The following is a 17492-nucleotide window of genomic DNA, read 5'->3' on the forward strand; positions in this document are numbered from 1 at the left end:
GCCCGACGAAAAGGGCGGCGGTTTATTCAAACCGCGCGTTCGGGCTCCCGTGTCCCAGGGCGCTCAGCGGGCGCGAGGCCCACCGGGACGGCGCCGCGCGGTGCCATGCGGGCCGGGGCGGGGCGCGGCCTCGCGACGCGGCGTGGAGGCACCTGCGTGGGTGTCGCGCTCGGCGCGCTGCCGGCGCGCGGCCTCCCCGGGCGACTCCGGCGGGACGAGCGCGTGGGGCCCGCGGCCGATGAGGTCCTCGCGGCCGGCCAGCGTCAGCGCCTCGCGGGCCAGCGGCCACTGCTCCGGGTTCCAGTAGAGCAGCAGCGCCTTCTGGAGCCGCTTCTCGCGCAGGCCCTGGGCCGTGTAGACGGGCTCCATCTTCAGCGGGTCCAGGCCCGTGAAGTACATGGCGGTGGCCATGGCCATGGGGGTGGGGATGAAGTCCTGCACCTGCCGGGGCCGCTTCCCGTTCTGCTTCAGCCACAGCGCCAGCTCCACCATGTCCTCCAGCGTGGAGCCGGGGTGTCCGCTGATGAAGTAAGGGATGTCGTACTGCTCCTTGCCGGCCTCTTCGCTGGCGCAGGCGAACATCTGCTGGAAGCGCTCGAAGCTCTCGATGCCGGGCTTCTTCATCTTCTCCAGCACGCGCGGGGAGACGTGCTCCGGCGCCACGGAGAGCTGCCCACCCACGTGGTGCGCGGCCAATTCCTTCACGTACTCCGGCGAGCGCTCCGCCAGGTCGTACCGCACGCCGCTGGCGATGAAGACGTGCTTGACGCCGTCCTCCTTGCGCACGTCCTGCATCAGGCTGATGAGCGGCCCGTGGTCCGTCTGGAGGTTCTCACACACGCCCGGGTGGACGCAGGACAGCTTGCGGCACCGCTTCTCGATGTCCTCGCTCTTGCACTTGAGCTTGTACATGTTGGCGGTGGGGCCCCCCAGGTCGGTGATGGTGCCCCGGAAGTCGCCCATGCGGCGCAGGGCGCGGACCTCGCGCAGCACGCTCTCCGCGGAGCGGCTCTGGATGACGCGGCCCTCGTGCTCGGTGATGGAGCAGAAGGTGCAGCCGCCGAAGCACCCGCGCATGAGGACGATGGAGTGCTTCACCGTCTCGTAGGCGGGGATGCGCTCCTGGTACATCGGGTGCGGCACGCGGTTGAAGGGCAAGTCGTACAGCTCGTCCATGGCCACGGACTTGCCTTCGGCGCCCGTGGTGCCCACGCCGTCCTCCAGCGGGAGCGCGGGCGGGTTCATGTAGATGGCGCGGTTGCCGTGGCGCTGCGCCAGCGCACGCGCGTTGCCGGGGTTGGTCTCCATCTGGAAGTCGCGGCTCATCACCGCGAAGGCGCGCTTGTCCTCGATGACCTGCTCATAGGACGGCAGCACCACCGTCTTGCGGTCCACGGCGCGCCTGGCCGGGTCCGCCTCCAGGGCGCGCATCTCCTCGTCGTTGATGGTGTACGCGGTGCCGCGCACGTCGCGGATGTCCTGGATGCGCTCACCCTGGCGCATGCGGTCCGCGACCTCCATGATGGGGCGCTCGCCCATGCCGAAGACGAGCAGGTCCGCCTTGGCGTCGAAGAGGATGGAGCGGCGCACCTTCTCGCTCCAGTAGTCGAAGTGGGCGATGCGGCGGAGGCTGGCCTCGATGCCACCCAGGATGATGGGGACGTCGGGGTAGGCCTCACGGCAGCGCTGCGCGTAGACGATGGTGGCCCGGTCCGGCCGGCAGTTCGTCTGCCCGCCGGGGCTGTACTGGTCCTCCGAGCGGTTCTTCTTCTGGGCCGTCAGCCGGTTGAGCATCGAGTCCAGGTTGCCCGCGGCCACGCCGAAGAACATGCGCGGGGGCCCCAGCGCCTTGAAGGGCTCGGCTGAGTGCCAGTCTGGCTGGGGGATGAGCCCCACCTTGAAGCCGCGCCCCTCCAGGAAGCGCGCGATGAGCACCGGCCCGAAGGCCGGGTGGTCCACGTACGCGTCCCCCGTCACGATGATGATGTCGCACTGCTCCCAGCCGCGCGCCTGCATGTCGGCGCGGGTGGTGGGCAGGAAGGGATGGGCGTAGCGCGTCGAATAGGCCATGTCGGTGGGGGGCGGGGGGCTTCCACCCAGAACATCGGGAGGATGCGGAAGCAAGCCCGGCTGGAGAGGGTGTACACCCAGGCGGCCTGCCTTCCTACCCACCGCGCATGCACCCTGGGTGTGGCGCATTGACGGCGATCCAAGCCTCCCCTACCTTGGCCGGCCTCTTACATGTGGCGACCTGTTCGGGTGGGCAGGTCATGAAGTGTAGGCTTCGCGAGTGTTCGTCATGGCAGCCGCAGCGTCTTCTCCGGCCCTGCCGGAGGTAACGGCCCCGCATGGCACCGGTGGCTCAGGGCCGGTGCGCGGCGAGGCGTGGAGGTCGCGCGTCCGATGATGCGGGGGCCGGAGGCGGGGCGTGCGGGCGAGGCGGCGGAGTCCGGGGAGGGGGACCCGCAGGCGCCTGCGTCCACGCGTGAGCTGCATGTCGAATACGACGATGCGCCGCCGCCCGAAGCCGCTCCGCCCCGGCGGGCGGGTTCAGTGCCTCGCTGGCGCAACACGTTCCAGGGGCCCGTGCCGCCTCGTGAGGAGGACGTGGCGCTGCGGCGCTCCGAGAACGCCGTGCCCGTGGAGCCACCCCAGGCCCCCGCGCCCACCGAGGAGAAGGCGGACGTGGCCCGGGCGCCGAACCCGTTGCTGCTCGTGTCGCGGATGGCGCGAGGACGGGAAGGCGGGGAGGACGTTCCATCCCGCGATGTCTCCGCGCCAGAGGACGTCAGCCCCACCGAGCGCGAGGCGATGCGCGCCGCGGTGGCCAGCGGGAAGCGCCGCGAGCTCTGGGCTCCGCCCGCGTATCTCCCGGAGGACCTGCGGGAGGCGCTGCTGTCCGAGCGCAGCCAGTACCGCGCGCAGCTGCTGCAGGACGTGCGCGAGGTCAGCCTCCAGGGGCCAGGGGTGCTGTCGCTCATCCCGCGTCCGGCGGCGGACCCGGACTGGTCGGGAGGCTCGGTGCTCGGCTTCCTGGGGGAGGAGTGTGTCTTCGGTGGAGACGTCGTGCACCTGGACTTCGAGTCGGGGCGGGTGTTCGCCGCGCCCAGCCACGGGGATGACGTGGACCGCCGCGCGCTGTCCGCGGACCGCTGGTGCTACCGGCCCTATGACTTCGCCGAGGCCCTGTGCGCGGCGGCCTCCGCATACGAAGAGCGGCAGGATGCCCTCACCGAGTCCCTGAGCCGCGCCTGCGGGGAGGCGCCCCCCGTCACCCTGACGCCTCGGGACGAGGCCTTGATTCCGGCCGACCGGCTGTGGCGCCAGCCCTGGGGCTGCATCTGGGGCCCTCCCGGTACGGGCAAGACGACGGCCGTGGCGGACCTCATCGCGCGGGCGCTGCGCGCCTTCCCTGGCGAGCGCATCCTCGCGGTGGCGCCCACCAACCGCGCCGCGGACGAGCTGGTCCTCCGCGTCAGCGCGCTGCTGGAGCGCGAGCCCATTCCGCTGCGGCCCCTGGCGCGCAGCATCTTCCGGGGTGGCACCGGCGCGAGCGAGGCGCTGGTGAAGCTGCCCACCGTCATGCTGGAGGACACCAAGGGCGGCAAGCTGCGCGCCAGCATCGAGGAGCGGGAGCGGGAGCTCATCCTCCAGCGGGTGCGCGGCGGCCCCGCCCATGAGCTGGCCAGGCTCCAGGCGGAGCTGCGCGGGCTGCGCGGCAAGGTGAAGGACCCCACGCTCAAGGAAGTGGAGAAGGGGGACTGCCCGCTGGTGGTGCTCACCGTGCACCGCGCGCTGCGGCTGGTGTCGGAGCTGGAGGGGAAGCAGCACTTCGCGCGGCTGGTGGTGGACGAGGCCGGCATGGTGACGCGCGCGGCCACCGCGTTGATGGGGCCGTTGGCGGAGCGGGTGACGCTGGCGGGTGACCCGAAGCAGATTGGCCCGGTGAGCCGCGCCGCGGAGGGCGCGGGCAAGGGCACGCAGAAGTGGCTTCGCGGCAGCGGGCTGTCGCACCTGGAAGACGCGGTGAAGGACGCGGCGCGCGCGGACGTGTTGCTGCTGCGCACCCAGCACCGCATGCACCCGGACATCGCGAAGGTGGTGAGCCACTTCTGCTACGGCGGCGCGCTGGAGGATGGCGACGTCGTCAAGCAGCGCGCGGAGCGGCCCGCGCCGGTGGCCTCGTTCCCTTCGGTGCGCGCGGGCTGGGTGGTGCTGGACGGGCTCACGCGAGATTCAAAGCGCCTCACGCACGGACGCGGGGAGACGGGCTCCGGCTACCAGCGCGAGCTGTCCGCCAACCTCGCCGTGTCCCTGGCGCGCGAGGCGGTGCGCTCGGGCCTCAGCGTCTTGTGTGTCACGCCCTACCGCGCGCAGGCCGCGCTGCTGCGCCGGCTGGGCAACGCCGCGGGCCTGCGCGGGGACGTCTTCAGCGCGTCCACCATCCACCGCCAGCAGGGCACCCAGTACGACGTGGTGCTGGTGGACACCGTCGCCGGGGGCAGGCCCTTTCCGCCCCACACGCTGGTGCCCATGCTCAACGTGGCCGCCAGCCGCGCGAAGGACTACCTGCTGGTGCTGGCCTCCCGCGACGAGGCCCGCGCCGCCACCATTCCCCAGCGCTTCCTGTCGCTGCTGCCGCGCCTGCGCGTGCACCCCGGTGAGCCGCTGCGCCTGGAGCCGCTGCCAGTGCCGCAGCGCGCTCCGCCGCCACCACCCCCGCCGGTGCCGGTGGACCTGGGCGCGGAAATCTCGGGCGCGCGGCCCGGCCGGCCCCTCTTCACGCATGAACAGGTGTCCCTCTTCGAGCGCCGCTTCGATGACGGGCACCACCTGGTGCGCGGCGTGGCCGGCAGCGGCAAGACGTACGTGCTGGCGCACTGGGTGGCGCGCTACCTGCTGGAGCACTCCGAGGCGCAGGTGCTGGTGTCCTTCTTCAACCGGGCGCTGGCCCCGCTGGTGGACACGTTGTTGGTGGAGGCGCTGGCTCAGCGCGCGGGCCGCCTGCGGGTGCGCGAGCTGCGCGCGCGGGTGACGGTGCGGCATGTGGGCGCGCTGCGCCGTCATGCCCCCGCCTCCTTCGACGGCGTCTTCGTGGATGAGGCGCAGGACATGGACGCCAAGGCGCTGGCCATGCTCCACGCGCTGGTGCGACCGGACACGCTGCCGGACGGGCGCGAGGTGCGCTGCTTCCAGCTCTTCATGGATGACTCGCAGAACGTCTATGGCCAGGTGCCCATCGACGCGCTCAAGGAGCAGCTCCCCGAAGGGCTGTCGTTCCGTGGCCGCACCCGCGTCCTCAAGGAGACATTCCGCGCCACCCGCGACATCCTCGACGTGGCCTTCAACGTGGTGCTGGACCCGCTGCGCCAGCACAACGCCGCCGAGCCAGGCATGCGCGAATACATGAAGGTGGGTGAGCTGGCGCGCGAGGGGCTCGTCTGGCTTCCGGAGGAGACGCTGGAGGGCCTCTTCCGCGTGCAGTCCACCGAGCGCGGCGGCGTGCTACCCCAGGTGCGCGGCTTCGCCTCCAGCGCAAGCGAGGCGCGGCAGGTGGCTCGTGAGATTGCCCGCCTCATCCGCGAGGAGGGCGTCCACCCCAGCGACATCCTCGTGGTGGCCCCCGTCATGCCGTCCCAGTACACGCAGGCGCTCAAGCGCGCGGGCGTGCCCGCGGAGGCCTATGGCGGCAAGGGCGGGCGCAACGTGACGGACTTCCGCGTCAGCGGGGTGGACCACGTGCGCGCCACCACTGTGTTCTCCTGCAAGGGGCACGAATGCCCCATTGTCTTCTTCGCGGGCCTGGACGCGCTGGACACCGCGGAGCAGTGGATGGCCGGTGCCCGCGAGCGCTCGGCCCGGGAGAACGAACGCATCCGCCGCGCCATGTTCTACGTGGGGGCGACGCGCGCGATGAAGCGGCAGTACCTCACCGGGGTGAAGGGCGCGCGCTTCCTCCGCGTGGCCGCCACCTACGTGGAGACGCTGGGGGGGCTCGCGCCGGTCGCGCCGCCTCCCGAGGGCGCCTCGGGGGCGGACGCGCGGTAGGCCCTCGCGGACCGTTATTGCGCCGCTGCCTTGCCCGCGGGCACCTGCACCCGGACGCCGGTGCGGCGCGCCGTCTGCAAGACGCTCACAGCCATCTGCTTCACGTAGCGCTCCGTGAGGGCGATGCGCCGCGACTCCTCCTTGATGGGGTTCGGGTCCCCGGACGTCTCATGCTTGGGGTCGATGGCCAGGTCCACGCAGCCGTCCTTCGCAACCTTGGTGATTCGGCAATTGACGGACATGGCGACGGTGACGCTGCTGGTGGGCGCGGGGGCGGTCTGCGTGGCGGTGACGGCGGCCTCGCTTTCGAGCGCCTGGGGGGCCTCCGCCGCGTAGGCGCGCTTGCCATCCCGTCGCTCCACCACGGTGTCCGTGCGTGGGTCCACCAGGTAGGTGGAGCGCCGTTGGGGAACTCGGACGTCTTGCAGGGTGATGCGGACATAGGTGCCCGCGGGGATGTCCTTCGCGGGGTTCCAGTCCGGCGTGTTGCCGGTGTGCTGGCAGGCGGAGGCCAGCAGCAGACACGAGAGGGGGAGGAGGTACTTCTTCATGGGATGAACTCGCTCGGTGGAGGGGAGGGGGTTACTCGAAGAGGAGCACCTGCTGGACCCAGGCGCTGGCGTGGCGCCGCGACCAGGCCTGACGTTCGTCGCGCAGGGCCACGGCCGCGGGGACGCCTTCGCGAATCCGCGCCAGGACGGGCTCGAAGAAGGCGTGCGCCTCGTCGTCGGGAATCTCCTGCGTGGCGGCGAGGACGGCCCGCGCTCCGGATTCGATGAAGGCCAGCGGCAGTCCGAAGTTCTCATGCAGGTACGCGCTGGTGTGGCCCGCGTAGCAGGCCGCGAGCAGCACCACCGGCCGGCCCCGCAGCCGCTGTCCCTTCAAGTCTCCGGTGGTGAGCGCGAAGCGTCCGCCCGCGGCCTCCGGTGACAGCACGAGGACCGAGGCATCCGCCACCGACGGGTCGATGATGCCGTGCGCGTGGACCTGCACCTCGGTGGCGTCCCGCATGGCGGCGAGGACGCGCGGCGGCGTGGCCTCCGCGCCGCGGAGCAGCGTGAGCCCTTCGTCCGGGTCGCTGGCGGGGTTCCACGCGCGGAGCGCGGGCAGGTGCAGCGACGCGGGCGACAGCACGTCCGTCACGATGAGCCGCTGGGCCTTCGCTGGGGGCTGCGGCGTGCCGCGCGGGCCGCCCACCCGGTAGGACCAGGCGATGTCGGACGGCAGCAGCCCCGCGCGGCCCTGCACCGGCGGACGCGCGAGGACGTCCACGCTGGGGCAGGCGCGCAGGGCCTTCACCACCGCGTCGGGCACCAGTCCATCGACGCCCACCAGCGGCGCCGTGCGGTCCGTGTCGTGATGGCCCAGGAGGCGTCCCTCCGCGTCCCGTGCCACGACGAAGGTCCGCTCGTCGTCCACCGTGACGCCCAGCACGCAGCGCTCCGGCGCGGGCATGGCGTGCTCCTCGGCGAAGAGCGCCAGCCCCTGCGCCAGCTCGCCCGTCCGGCCCGCGGCGAAAATGAGGGACGTGTAGCTGTAGACGCGGGCCTTGCGCGCGCTCACGTTCACCGCCGGCAGCTGGGAGGCGTCGGCCAGCGCCTGCCGCAGCAGCGCCTGTCCCCGGCGCGCGTCCTGCTCCAGGTAGAAGCGTCCCTCGATGTGGCGCAGCAGCGCGAGGTCCCCCTTGTCCTGCGTGCCCGAGTCGCGCAGCGCCCCCAGCCCCTGCTCCAGCAGCCGCGCGTCCTCCGGCTTGCGGAAGGGCGTGCGGGCCAGGTCGGCCAGCAGGGCCAGCCGCGCCATGGAGGGCTTCTGGCTGCACTGGATGGCCCGGTCCAGCAGCTCCCGGGCCCCCGCGACGTCCAGCGCCCGGTGGTGCGCGAGCGCCAGGCTGGTGAGCGCCACCTCGGAGCCCGCGCAGCCTTCGGGCGTCTGGAGCAGCAGCTCCTCCACGTACGCCCGGGCCAGCACCAGGTCGCCCTGCGTCCGGGCCACCTGTCCCAGGTCCTGGAGCAGGTTCCGCTGAGAACCCCACTCCCGGCTGTCGCGCGCGGCGCGCAGGGCGCCCACGAAGCTGGCGCGTGCGTCCACGGGGCGGTGCAGCCGCGCCATCACCAGTCCCAGCTCCCGCTGCATCAACATGCAGCGGTACGGCTGCTTCCCGGAGGCCGCGCACGTCTTCACCGCGGCCTGGAGCCGCTCCCGCGCGCGCCGCGGGGCCTCCGAGAGGGCCTCCGCCCGAGCCTGTCGCTCCTCGGCCAGCAGCGCGAACCACGGGTCCTTCGTCTCCAACGCGAGCGCCCGGTACTCGTCCGGGAACTGGCGCGGGTCCGCGTAGGCGAGCGCGCCCAGCAGCAAGTCCTCCTGCCGGGCCTCGCGCAGCCGCGACAGGAAGGACTCCAGCGCGGCGCCCTTCACCTCGCCCCGGGTGAGGCGCGCGTACTCGCTGGCCAGGGGCGCGCGCGCGGAGAAGTCCCGCCGCGCGGTGCGGCGCAGGGCGTCTTCCAGGTGCGTTCCGTCCTCCTTGCGGTCCAGCACCACCGCCAGGGGACGCAGGGACTCCACGCGCTCGGGCGAGGCCGCGGCGCGCAGGGCGTTGTAGAGGCACACGCGCGCCATGCCCGGAAGGGCCTCCGCCTGCGCGGTGGAGAGCGGCGCACCGCCTTCCACCATGCGCTGGCAGTCCTGGCGCATGCCCTTCCAGTCCTGTCGCTCCTGCTCCGCCGCGCTTCGTAGCGCCTGGGCGCGCTGGGCCGCCTCGTCGCGCCAGCCGCGCTCGTCGAGCTTCGCCACCTGTTCGAAGGACTCCGCGGCGCGCAGTGACAGGCCGAGCCGCTGGAGCGCCAGCGCCTGGTTCCAGAGCGCTTGGGCATGGCGAGGCTTGCGCTTCAGCGCGCGCTCCAGCAGGACGAGCGCCTTCTCCGGCTCATCCTGCTGGAGCGCCATGGCCGCGCGGTCCGTGTCGAGGTCGGCGGACGCGGGCAGCTTGTCGAGGAACGCGGAGGCCTGGGCCAGGTCCCCGCGGAGCAGGAAGGCCGAGGCGATGCCCCGGTGGTCCGCCGCTTCCTCCAGCCGTGCCAGCTCGCGTAGCGCCAGGGCCTGGGGCCGGGCGCCCGTGCCGCTGCGCATCACCTGGTAGGGCCGGTGTCCGTCCGCGCCGGGATGGGTGAGGCGGACTTCCAGGGGCCGGGTGGCAGCCTCCGCCAGCCAGAGCTCGGGGGCGGCGCCCGTGGGCTGCGTCCGGGGCACCAGCACCAGCGCGGCCAGGCCCGCCGCGAGCGCGAGCGGCACCACCATCAGCCAGGACTTGTTCCGCCAGGGCGACGGCGCGCCGAGCCGCTCCGGCCCCGGGCTGTTCAGCGCGTCGTCGGCGAGCAGCTCCAGGGCGAGCAGCTCCTTCATCCGCGACTCGCACGCCGCGCAGCGGGCCAGGTGGTGGCGGAAGTTCTCCGCGTCCGCGGGGAGCATCTCCCCGTCGACGAAGCGCTCCAGGTTGTCACAGACGCTGCTCATGATTCAGCCAGGCCTTCGTGCGAGGCGTCGTTGCCACCCAACAGCTCGCGCAGCGCCTGCCGCGCCTCCGTGAGCCACCGTCCCACCGTCCCCTCCGTCGAGCGGAGCTGCTGGGCAATGGCCCGGTACCGCAACCCCGCGACGTGCAGCCGGTAGGCGTCCCGCAGGTGCGGCGGGCGCAGCTGGTCAATGGCCCGCTGGAACTCGTCGCGAGACACCCGCTCCCACCGCTCCTGGGGCGCCGCTTCGCCTTCGGCGTCCAGGTCCTGCACCAGGCGCAGCATGGGCGCGCCCATGACCTCGGTGCGCCGCCGCCGGCAGTGGTCCAGGAAGCGGTTGCTCATCGTGGTGCTCAACCAGACGCTCACCGCCCCCGCGTTCTCCTCCATCAGCTTGTCGAAGTGACGGTAGGCGCGCTCCAGCGTCTCCTGCACCAGGTCCTCCGGGTCGATGGCTCCCCCCGAGCACAGGCGCCGGGCGATTCGCACCAATGCCGGCCGCCGTGCTCGCGCGAACGCGTCGAATTGACGGCGGTGCCCATCGCCCGGTCTGGCGAGGCCCTCTGTTGTGCTGCTCTCGTGTCGTTCCACCGGTGGGCTGCCCCCTGCGCACGGTGAGAACGGACCGAGGGAATTCCCTTCGGTGAAATCGGATGGCGCGGTGCGTTGTCGGACAAGGATGGTGCGCGGAGGTCAGGCGTCGCTCGCGCCGGGGCGGAGGGCGTTGACGGTCTCCAGGGTGGGCACCGGCACCTCCAGCCGCAGCCGCTGGGGTCCGCCGACGTCCGCCATGAAGGACAGGCGCCCGCCGTAGCGCTCGAGCAACCCGCCCACCACCTTGAGGCTGTCATTGGCCAGCAGCCCCGCGAAGCGCTCGATGAGCGAAACGGCCTGGTCCGACGGGAAGGACGGGTCGGCCACCTGCACCTTGAGCACCATGGACGCGGCCGACATGCCCACCTCCGCGTTCACGCCGTTCGGCGCTCCCTGGAAGGGCGCGTAGAGGCACGCCATCGTCTCGCGGTGTCGCAGCAGGCCCTTGAGATACGTCACCAGCTCCGCGTCGTCCCAGGGCTTGCTGATGAAGCGGCAGATTTCGCCCTCGTTCACGGAGGCCACCACGGACTTGAAGTCCGCGTAGCCGGAGATGATGAGGCGCAGGGCCAGCGGATGGGTGCGTTTGAGGCGCTGGAGCAGCTCGCTGCCCGTCATTCCTGGCATCCGGAAATCCGTCAGGACGATGTCCGGGCTGAACCCTTCCAGCCGCTCCAGCGCCTCGTTGCCATTGAAGGCAATCTGGACCTCGAATCCCTCTCGCTTCAACAGTCGCTGCAGCGCGCGTGCGATGGGCTGCTCATCGTCGACCACCAGAACCTTGAACGCATCCATGACAACGTCGCTCCTCGGGCGCGCACTCTAGACCGGGCACCTCCGGAAAATCCCGGCCTCTGGAAAATGAATGCCGGGTCATGTGCGCACCTGCGACAGGGTGGGTGTGATTGCTTCATCCCATTGCACCTGGGGTTCATTTCATCGCCAGCAATGCACGCGCGCACGCGCGGATTGTCGTGCGGCGAAAGGGGGCGCGGGTGGGCCGCGCGCGTCTCCGGCCAGGTGGCGCGCGCCAGGTGGCTACCTGGCCTCTGGAGGGGGCTCGTGTTCAGCGACCTGCGCGTGTGGGACGGCGCGTCGGGCGTGACTGGCGGTGGGGCGGCTCCTGACGTATGGCGGGGGGCCCTCACGCAGGCCAGAAAGAAGGAGCCCGTCACTGTCCCCGGCAAGAAGGCCTTCATTCCTCCTCCCCTCCGCGCTGATGTTGCTGGCGCTGCTGAGCGCATGCGGCGCGGAGCGGGACTCGGGGCTGGCGCGGGTGCGCCGCACGGGGGAGTTGCGGTGGGGCGCGGATGCGCAGGGTGGAGAGCCCTACGCCATGGAGGACCCGGACGCCCCCGGGGGCATGCGGGGCTTCGAGGTGGAGCTGGCGGAGGCCCTGGCGCGGGAGTTGGGCGTTCGGGCCCGGTTCGTCCAGAACGACTGGTCCAGCCTGGTCCCCTCGCTGGAGCGCGGCTCGTTCGACGTGGCGCTCAACGGCCTCGAAGTCACGCCGTCGCGCGCCGGGCGCATCCTCTTCACGCGGCCCTATTACCTCTTCAACCTGCGCTTGCTGGCGCGGCGGGACGACGCGGCCGTCACCGGGCTGGAGGCGCTGGAGGGCCAGCGGGTGGGGACGCTGGCCAACTCCCTGGCGTGGGAGTTGCTCCAGCGCGGCGGCGTGGAGGCGGTGCCCTACGAGGGCGTGGAGGAGCCCTACATCGACCTGGAGCAGGGGCGGGTGCGCGCGGTGTTGATGGACGACCTCATCGCGCAGCGCTATGGCCAGCCGCGCCCGGGGCTCCGGGTGGTGGGCGACGTGGGTGAGGGCTACTACGCCATCGCCATGCGGCCCGGGGAGGAGGACCTGCGGGAGGCGCTGGACGCGGCGCTGGGGAACATCGCGCGCTCGGGCGAGCTGCGCGCCATCTTCCAGCGCTGGGGCATCGACAACGCCGAGCAGCAGCGCATGGTCGACTGGACGGACGCGCAGACGCGCGAGGTGCTGGCGCCCACGCGGACGGCGCGCATGGGCTGGGGACAGCTGGTGCTGTTCCTCCAGGCCGCGGGCGTGACGCTGCTGGTGTCCGTGGGCGCCATGGCGCTGGCCATTCCCCTGGGCGTGGGGCTGGCGCTGACGCGGCTGTACGGGCCTGGCTGGGCGGCGCGGCTGGCCACCGGCTACGTGGAGCTGCTTCGCGGCACGCCGATGTTGCTTCAGCTCTACGTCCTCTACTACGGGCTGGCCGGAGTGCTCCGGCTGGACCCCCTCAGCGCGGCCATCCTCGGGCTGGGCCTGAACTACGCGGCCTACGAGGCGGAGGTCTACCGGGCGGGCGTGCTGGCCGTGCCGCGAGGACAGCTGGAGGCGGCGATGGCGCTGGGCATGCCCCTGCGGCTGGCGCTGCGGCGGGTCATCCTCCCCCAGGCCTTCCGCGTCGCGCTGCCAGGGGTGACGAACGACTTCATCGCGCTGCTCAAGGACAGCTCCCTGGTCTCCGTCATCTCCGTGGTGGAGCTCACGAAGCGGATGACGATTACCGCGGTGGATGTTCGGAGCTGGCTGATACCTGGCGCGTTGTGCGCATTGATGTACCTGGCGATGAGCCATCCCTTGTCCCGGCTGGCGAGGCACCTGGAAGCGAGGCTGGAGCGCGGATGATTGAAGTCGAGAAGCTGAGCAAGCGCTACGAGGGACGGCAGGTGCTGGCGGGCATCGACGCCGTCTTCTCCCCGGGCGAGGTGACGGCGCTGGTGGGCCCCTCCGGCGGAGGCAAGAGCACGCTGCTGCGGTGCCTCAACGGGCTGGAGTCCTTCGACGAGGGCGTGGTGCGCGTGGGCCCGGACACGCTGGCGCCGGGCGACGTCCGCGCGCAGGGCGAGAAGGTGCGCCGCATCCGCCGCCGCGTCGGCTTCGTCTTCCAGCAGTGGCACCTGTTCGCGCACCGCACGGCGCTGGGCAACGTGACGGAGGCCCCCATGCACGTGAAGGGCGTGGGCCGTCAGGAGGCCACCGAGCGGGGTCGGGCGCTGCTGGCGAAGGTCGGCCTGTCCCACCGCGAGGACGCGTATCCCTCCGAGCTCTCCGGCGGCGAGCAGCAGCGGGTGGCCATCGCCCGGGCCCTGGCCATGGAGCCGGAGGTGCTGTTGATGGACGAGCCCACCAGCGCGTTGGACCCGGAGCGGGTGGGGGCGCTGATTGACTTGTTGGAGCAGCTGCGCGCCGACGGCCTCACCCTGGTGGCGGTGACGCACGAGATGCGCTTCGCGCACGAGCTGGCCTCGCGCGTGCTGGTGCTGCACGGCGGGCACATCATCGAAGAGGGGCCGCCCGCCCGGGTGCTCGCCAATCCACGCCATGAGCGCACGCGTGCCTTCCTGGGCCTGGGCCGCGTCCCCGCGCTGCGCACCCTGGGGGCCTGAACGCCTCACTGGCCTCGCGGCCCGCCCGCCGGGCATGCTGACGGACGGGCCGGGCAGAACCGGCGCGCCGGCGGTGTTCCTCGCCGCGTCCCGCGAAGGAGTGGCATGCGTCGAGAAGTCCAATGGATGGAGTGGGGGCGGGGGCGGGGGCCTCGGGTGCTGCTGCTGCCAGGGCTGGGCGCGCGTGGCTCCGGCTTCCAGGCGCTGGCCCACCAGCTGTTGCCCTGGGCCCGTCCCATCCTGGTGGAGTACCCCGAAGGCGAGGCGGCGGCCTGCGGCGCGGGCGCGTTGGCGCGGCAGGTGCTGCGGGCCGTGGGGGACGTGGACGCGGTGGTGGCCAGCTCCTTCGGGGGCATGGTGGCCGCGCACCTGGCGGCGGCCGGCGCGGCGCGAGGCGTGGCCTTCCTGGGCGCCTTCACCCGCACCGAGCACCTGGGCGTGCGCGGGCTCGCCATTGGGATGATGGGCCCCATCGCCCGGTGGGCCCGGCCGGGCGTGGTGGCTGCGGGGCTCGCGGCCTGGACGCCGGTGGCTTTCGCCCGGGTGCCCGAGGTCGTCCCCACCACGGCGCTGGAGCGCAGCTCCACGTGGCATCGCGCCCTGGCCATCCGCGGCGAGGCGCCCCCGCCGGAGCTGCGCAGGCTGCCCGTGTCCTGCGTCTGCATCCAGGGCACGCGGGACGTGCTGGTGCCGCCGTCGACGGTGGAGCGGCTGGCCGCGTCGCTGCCGCCGGGAACGCCCCGGCACCTGCTGCGGGGCGCGGGGCATGTGCCCTACTTCACGCACCCGGAGGCGTGCGCCGGGCTGCTGCGGCCCTGGTTGGCGGCCCTGGGCGCGGCGGCGCACCCCGAAGTGGACACCCGCGCCGCCTGACGCAGCCCGGCAGGGGCGGTGCGGGGCCGAGTCGAGCCGAAAGGGGGGATGTACGGATGGCGCGGGGCTCGCTACGTTTCGGGCGCCAATGCAGAACCGCCTCACGCGATTGCTCGTCATCCTCTTCGTTGTCTCCGCGACGCCCGCGCCCGCCGCTTCCGTGCAGGCGCCGCCGCTCTTCACCGTGGCGCCGCCGCCCTTCACCGTGGCGCCGCCGCCCTTCACCGTGGTGCCCACGGCCATATCGCCGCCCGCCGCGGCGCCGGCTCCGTCGCCCGAAGTGGCGCGCAAGCACAAGGTGCTGCTGCTGGGGGACAGCCTCATCGCCACCGGCTTCGGGGAGTACCTCCAGGCCCAGTTGGATGCGCACCCGCGCATCCAGTCGGCCCGCCGCGCCAAGTCCTCCACGGGCCTGGCGCGCCCGGACTTCTTCGACTGGATGGACGTGGGCCGTGAGGAGGTGGAGCGGCACCAGCCGGACGTCGTCGTCGTCATCCTCGGGGGCAACGACGGGCAGTCGCTCCAGGACACCCAGGGCGGCAAGGCCATCCGCTGGGGCCAGGCGGAGTGGGAGGCCGCCTACCGCCAGCGCATCAACGACTTCCTGGCCGTGCTCGCCTCACCCGGCCGGAAGATTGTCTGGCTGGAGCTGCCGACCACGGGGCTCAAGCGCTTCGAGCAGAAGCTGCGCATCATCCGCGCCCTCCAGCGTGAGGTCATCTCCTCCCGGCAGGACGCGGTGCACCTGGACACGCGCCCCTTCTTCACCGACGCGAAGGGACGCGCGCTGCGTCAGGCCCGGGTGGATGGCTTCCGCAGGCCCATGCGCCTGCGCATGGCGGACGGCGTGCACTTCACCGTCGCGGGCGGCCGTTACTTCGCCAACAAGGTGTACCCCGAGGTGCTGGGCGTGCTGGGCCTGCTCCAGCAGGGGTAGCGGCGCGGCGAAGGCCGCGTCAGCGCGGGCCCAGGGCGGTGACGAGCCGCTCGGCCTGCTCGCGGATGTCGCGGTGGGTGCTCGCCTGGGCGCGCTGCGCGTGCGTGAGCGCCTGGGCCTTGTCGCTGTCCGCCAGGGCCAGCGCCAGGTTGAGGTGGACGCCCGCGTCCTCCGGGTGGTGCTTCAAGGCCTCGGTGAGCACGGCGCGCGCGGCGGCGGCGCCACTGGGGCGCGACAGGTGCAGCACCGCCAGGTCGTTGGCGGCGCCGGCCTCGGATGGGTCCGAGGCCACGGCGGCCTCCAGCAGCTTCTGCGCCTCCGCGTCGTCACCCAGCTTGCGGCGCACCTTGGCCAGCGCCACGCGCACGGGCACGGACTCCGGGGCCTTGGCCAGCGCCTCGCGGAGGATGCGGTCCGCCTCCTCGTCCTTACCGGCCACGAAGGCGGAGATGCCGTGCAGGTAGATGGCGTCCGCGCTGTCGGGAAGCTGGAGGCGCAGCTCGATGGCCGCGCGCATCGCCGCTTCGGGCGCGCCGGCCATCAAGCACAGTGAGGCGAACTCCCGGAAGAGGGTCGTCTCCCGGGGGCTGCGCAGGATGGCCTGCCGGAGCGTGACGATGGCCGCGCCCACGTGCCCTTGCAGGAGCTGCACGCGCGCGGCGAGCTGGAGCGGCAGGTGCTCCGTCTTGTTGGCCTCCGCGGCTTCTTGATAGCGCCGCAGCGCCCGGTCCAGCTGCTTGTCACCCTGGAGGGCCATGCCCAGGTACGTCAGCGTCTGGGCGTTGCCGGGCTGCAGCGCCAGCGCGCGCTCCAGCTCCGGGATGGCGGCGGCGTACCGGTCATGCCCCAGCAGGGCGCGGCCGTGATTGATGACCTCGAAGAAGCCCGCCTTGGGCTGCGCGGCGAGCGCGGCCAGCAGGTCCAACTGGCGCGCATCACCCTTCTCCGCGTCCATCCGGGCCAGGTGACTCAGCGCCTCGGGGTGGGTGGGGTGCAGCGCCACCAGCCGCTGGAGCACCTCGCGCGCCGCCGTTTCGTCGTGCTGGGCCAGCCGCAGCCGGGCCAGCCCCAGCAGCGCGCTGGCATCCTTCGGGTCCTGTTCAAGGGCGCGCTCGAAGTCCCGGGCCGCCTCCTTCAGCAAGCCCTGCTTCATGAGACGCGCGGCGGAGGATGCCAGCTTGGAGACGGCCATGGGCACCGATTCTAGCGGTGGGGACGTCAGGTGGGTACCTCTAGAACACCGACTCCCAGGCGTTCTTGATGCCGTTGCCCACGTCGCCCGCGAAGTCCGTCACGGCGTCCGCCGCGTTGGAGAAGACCTCGCCCGCGGCGTCGGCCACCGCGCCGCCCGCGTTGATGGCGCCGTCGACCACGTTCTCCAGCACTTCGCCACCGGCGGCGGCGGCCGTCTCACCCACGGCCCTCAGCACGTTGCCGGGGTTGACGGAGCCCTCGATTTCCACGCCCAGGCCCAGGCCCGCGGTGGCCTCCACGCCGACGTCGAACTCCAGGTTGCCGTTGTCGATGCCGATGTTCGCGTGCGCGTCGCCGCTGACACCCGCGCTGGCGCTGGCGGTGATGCTGCCGGACGCGAGCGTGTTGTCCTCGTGCTTCAGCTCGATGGAGCCCGTGAGGCTCGCCTGCGCACCCGCGAAGCCGGAGGCCGCGGCGTTGATGGACACGTTGCCGTCGGTGCCCACGTGCAGGTCCAGCTCGATGCTGCCCTCGGCGCCAATCCTGCCCAGCGCCTCCAGGTCCAGCTCGACGGAGTACTCCTCGCCGGCAATCTCGAACTCGACCGTCTTGGAGGCCCCGGCGCCCGCCTCGATGAGGTTGGCCTCGATGTCGATGTCGACGCTCACGTCGATGCCGGACAGGCCGATGTCCGCGTCCACCTGCGCATCCGCGGTGAACGTGGGGCCCTGGACGTGGGCGCGCGTGTCGATGCCACCGGGGCCGGTGCCGCTCACGTCGGTGCGGGCACCGCCGGCCGTGAAGCTGGACTGACCGCTCAGCGCGCCGTGCCGCGGCTGCTCCACCGAACCGGAAGCCTGGGTGTCGACGCGGGGACCGTTGCGCCCGCCCTGGGCAGGGGGCCGGGTCTGTCTCTT

Annotated in this window: 12 protein-coding genes; 5 read left to right on the forward strand and 7 right to left on the reverse strand. The window is 72.5% G+C overall.

The genetic code is table 11. From position 1 onward, the window contains the following. Positions 1-63: 63 nt before the first annotated feature. On the reverse strand, positions 64-2070 hold the full coding sequence (locus tag HV826_RS30085) for a YgiQ family radical SAM protein (RefSeq protein WP_176420508.1): 2007 nt from the start codon (positions 2068-2070) through the stop codon (positions 64-66). A 333-nt stretch (positions 2071-2403) separates the two neighbouring features. Between HV826_RS30085 and HV826_RS30090 the strand changes: the two genes are divergently transcribed. After that, positions 2404-6048, forward strand: a complete 3645-nt coding sequence (locus tag HV826_RS30090; RefSeq protein ID WP_176420509.1) for an AAA family ATPase — start codon at positions 2404-2406, stop codon at positions 6046-6048. Positions 6049-6062: 14 nt separating this feature from the next. On the opposite strand, the gene HV826_RS30095 is transcribed toward HV826_RS30090, so the two are convergent. The 4 genes from HV826_RS30095 to HV826_RS30110 all read right to left on the reverse strand — a co-directional run bounded on the left by HV826_RS30095 (position 6063) and on the right by HV826_RS30110 (position 10946). Next, the gene (locus HV826_RS30095; RefSeq protein ID WP_176420510.1) at positions 6063-6599 is read right to left on the reverse strand and encodes a hypothetical protein; all 537 of its coding nucleotides are present in this window, start codon (positions 6597-6599) and stop codon (positions 6063-6065) included. A gap of 31 nt (positions 6600-6630) precedes the next feature. Beyond that, the gene (locus HV826_RS30100) at positions 6631-9558 is read right to left on the reverse strand and encodes a CHAT domain-containing protein (RefSeq protein ID WP_176420511.1); all 2928 of its coding nucleotides are present in this window, start codon (positions 9556-9558) and stop codon (positions 6631-6633) included. Beyond that, on the reverse strand, positions 9555-10148 hold the full coding sequence (locus HV826_RS30105; RefSeq protein WP_176420512.1) for an RNA polymerase sigma factor: 594 nt from the start codon (positions 10146-10148) through the stop codon (positions 9555-9557). Before HV826_RS30105 ends, HV826_RS30100 begins: the two co-directional genes overlap by 4 nt. Before the next feature lie 102 nt (positions 10149-10250). After that, on the reverse strand, positions 10251-10946 hold the full coding sequence (locus tag HV826_RS30110; protein WP_176420513.1) for a response regulator: 696 nt from the start codon (positions 10944-10946) through the stop codon (positions 10251-10253). 424 nt (positions 10947-11370) lie between these two features. On the opposite strand from HV826_RS30110, the gene HV826_RS30115 reads away from it, so the two are divergent. From HV826_RS30115 to HV826_RS30130, 4 genes are all read left to right on the forward strand, one after another. Next, a complete protein-coding gene (locus tag HV826_RS30115; protein WP_176420514.1) occupies positions 11371-12810 on the forward strand; it encodes an ABC transporter substrate-binding protein/permease in 1440 nt (479 codons plus the stop codon). Then, a complete protein-coding gene (locus tag HV826_RS30120) occupies positions 12807-13571 on the forward strand; it encodes an amino acid ABC transporter ATP-binding protein (RefSeq protein WP_176420515.1) in 765 nt (254 codons plus the stop codon). Before HV826_RS30115 ends, HV826_RS30120 begins: the two co-directional genes overlap by 4 nt. A gap of 105 nt (positions 13572-13676) precedes the next feature. Then, positions 13677-14444: an alpha/beta fold hydrolase gene (locus tag HV826_RS30125; protein WP_176420516.1), complete on the forward strand. Its 768-nt coding sequence runs from the start codon at positions 13677-13679 to the stop codon at positions 14442-14444. Positions 14445-14532: 88 nt separating this feature from the next. Continuing rightward, positions 14533-15381, forward strand: a complete 849-nt coding sequence (locus tag HV826_RS30130; RefSeq protein WP_176420517.1) for an SGNH family hydrolase — start codon at positions 14533-14535, stop codon at positions 15379-15381. 19 nt (positions 15382-15400) lie between these two features. Here the strand turns inward: HV826_RS30130 and HV826_RS30135 are convergent, their stop codons facing one another. Both HV826_RS30135 and HV826_RS30140 read right to left on the reverse strand, forming a co-directional pair. After that, positions 15401-16573 carry a tetratricopeptide repeat protein gene (locus HV826_RS30135; protein ID WP_176420518.1) on the reverse strand — a complete coding sequence of 391 codons (1173 nt, stop codon included), beginning with the start codon at positions 16571-16573 and terminating at the stop codon, positions 15401-15403. A gap of 40 nt (positions 16574-16613) precedes the next feature. Continuing rightward, positions 16614-17492, reverse strand: an 879-nt coding sequence (locus HV826_RS30140; protein ID WP_176420519.1) for a Circumsporozoite protein, incomplete at its 5' end; no start/stop codon positions are given.

This window comes from Myxococcus sp. AM010, from assembly GCF_013372585.1.
Lineage (GTDB): Bacteria > Myxococcota > Myxococcia > Myxococcales > Myxococcaceae > Myxococcus > Myxococcus vastator.

Coding starts and splice junctions, on each gene's coding strand:
- HV826_RS30085 (WP_176420508.1), bottom strand. CDS start 2,070: ATGGCCTATTCGACGCGCTACGCCCATCCCTTCCTGCCCACCACCCGC.
- HV826_RS30090 (WP_176420509.1), top strand. CDS start 2,404: ATGATGCGGGGGCCGGAGGCGGGGCGTGCGGGCGAGGCGGCGGAGTCC.
- HV826_RS30095 (WP_176420510.1), bottom strand. CDS start 6,599: ATGAAGAAGTACCTCCTCCCCCTCTCGTGTCTGCTGCTGGCCTCCGCC.
- HV826_RS30100 (WP_176420511.1), bottom strand. CDS start 9,558: ATGAGCAGCGTCTGTGACAACCTGGAGCGCTTCGTCGACGGGGAGATG.
- HV826_RS30110 (WP_176420513.1), bottom strand. CDS start 10,946: ATGGATGCGTTCAAGGTTCTGGTGGTCGACGATGAGCAGCCCATCGCA.
- HV826_RS30115 (WP_176420514.1), top strand. CDS start 11,371: ATGTTGCTGGCGCTGCTGAGCGCATGCGGCGCGGAGCGGGACTCGGGG.
- HV826_RS30120 (WP_176420515.1), top strand. CDS start 12,807: ATGATTGAAGTCGAGAAGCTGAGCAAGCGCTACGAGGGACGGCAGGTG.
- HV826_RS30125 (WP_176420516.1), top strand. CDS start 13,677: ATGCGTCGAGAAGTCCAATGGATGGAGTGGGGGCGGGGGCGGGGGCCT.
- HV826_RS30130 (WP_176420517.1), top strand. CDS start 14,533: ATGCAGAACCGCCTCACGCGATTGCTCGTCATCCTCTTCGTTGTCTCC.
- HV826_RS30135 (WP_176420518.1), bottom strand. CDS start 16,573: ATGGCCGTCTCCAAGCTGGCATCCTCCGCCGCGCGTCTCATGAAGCAG.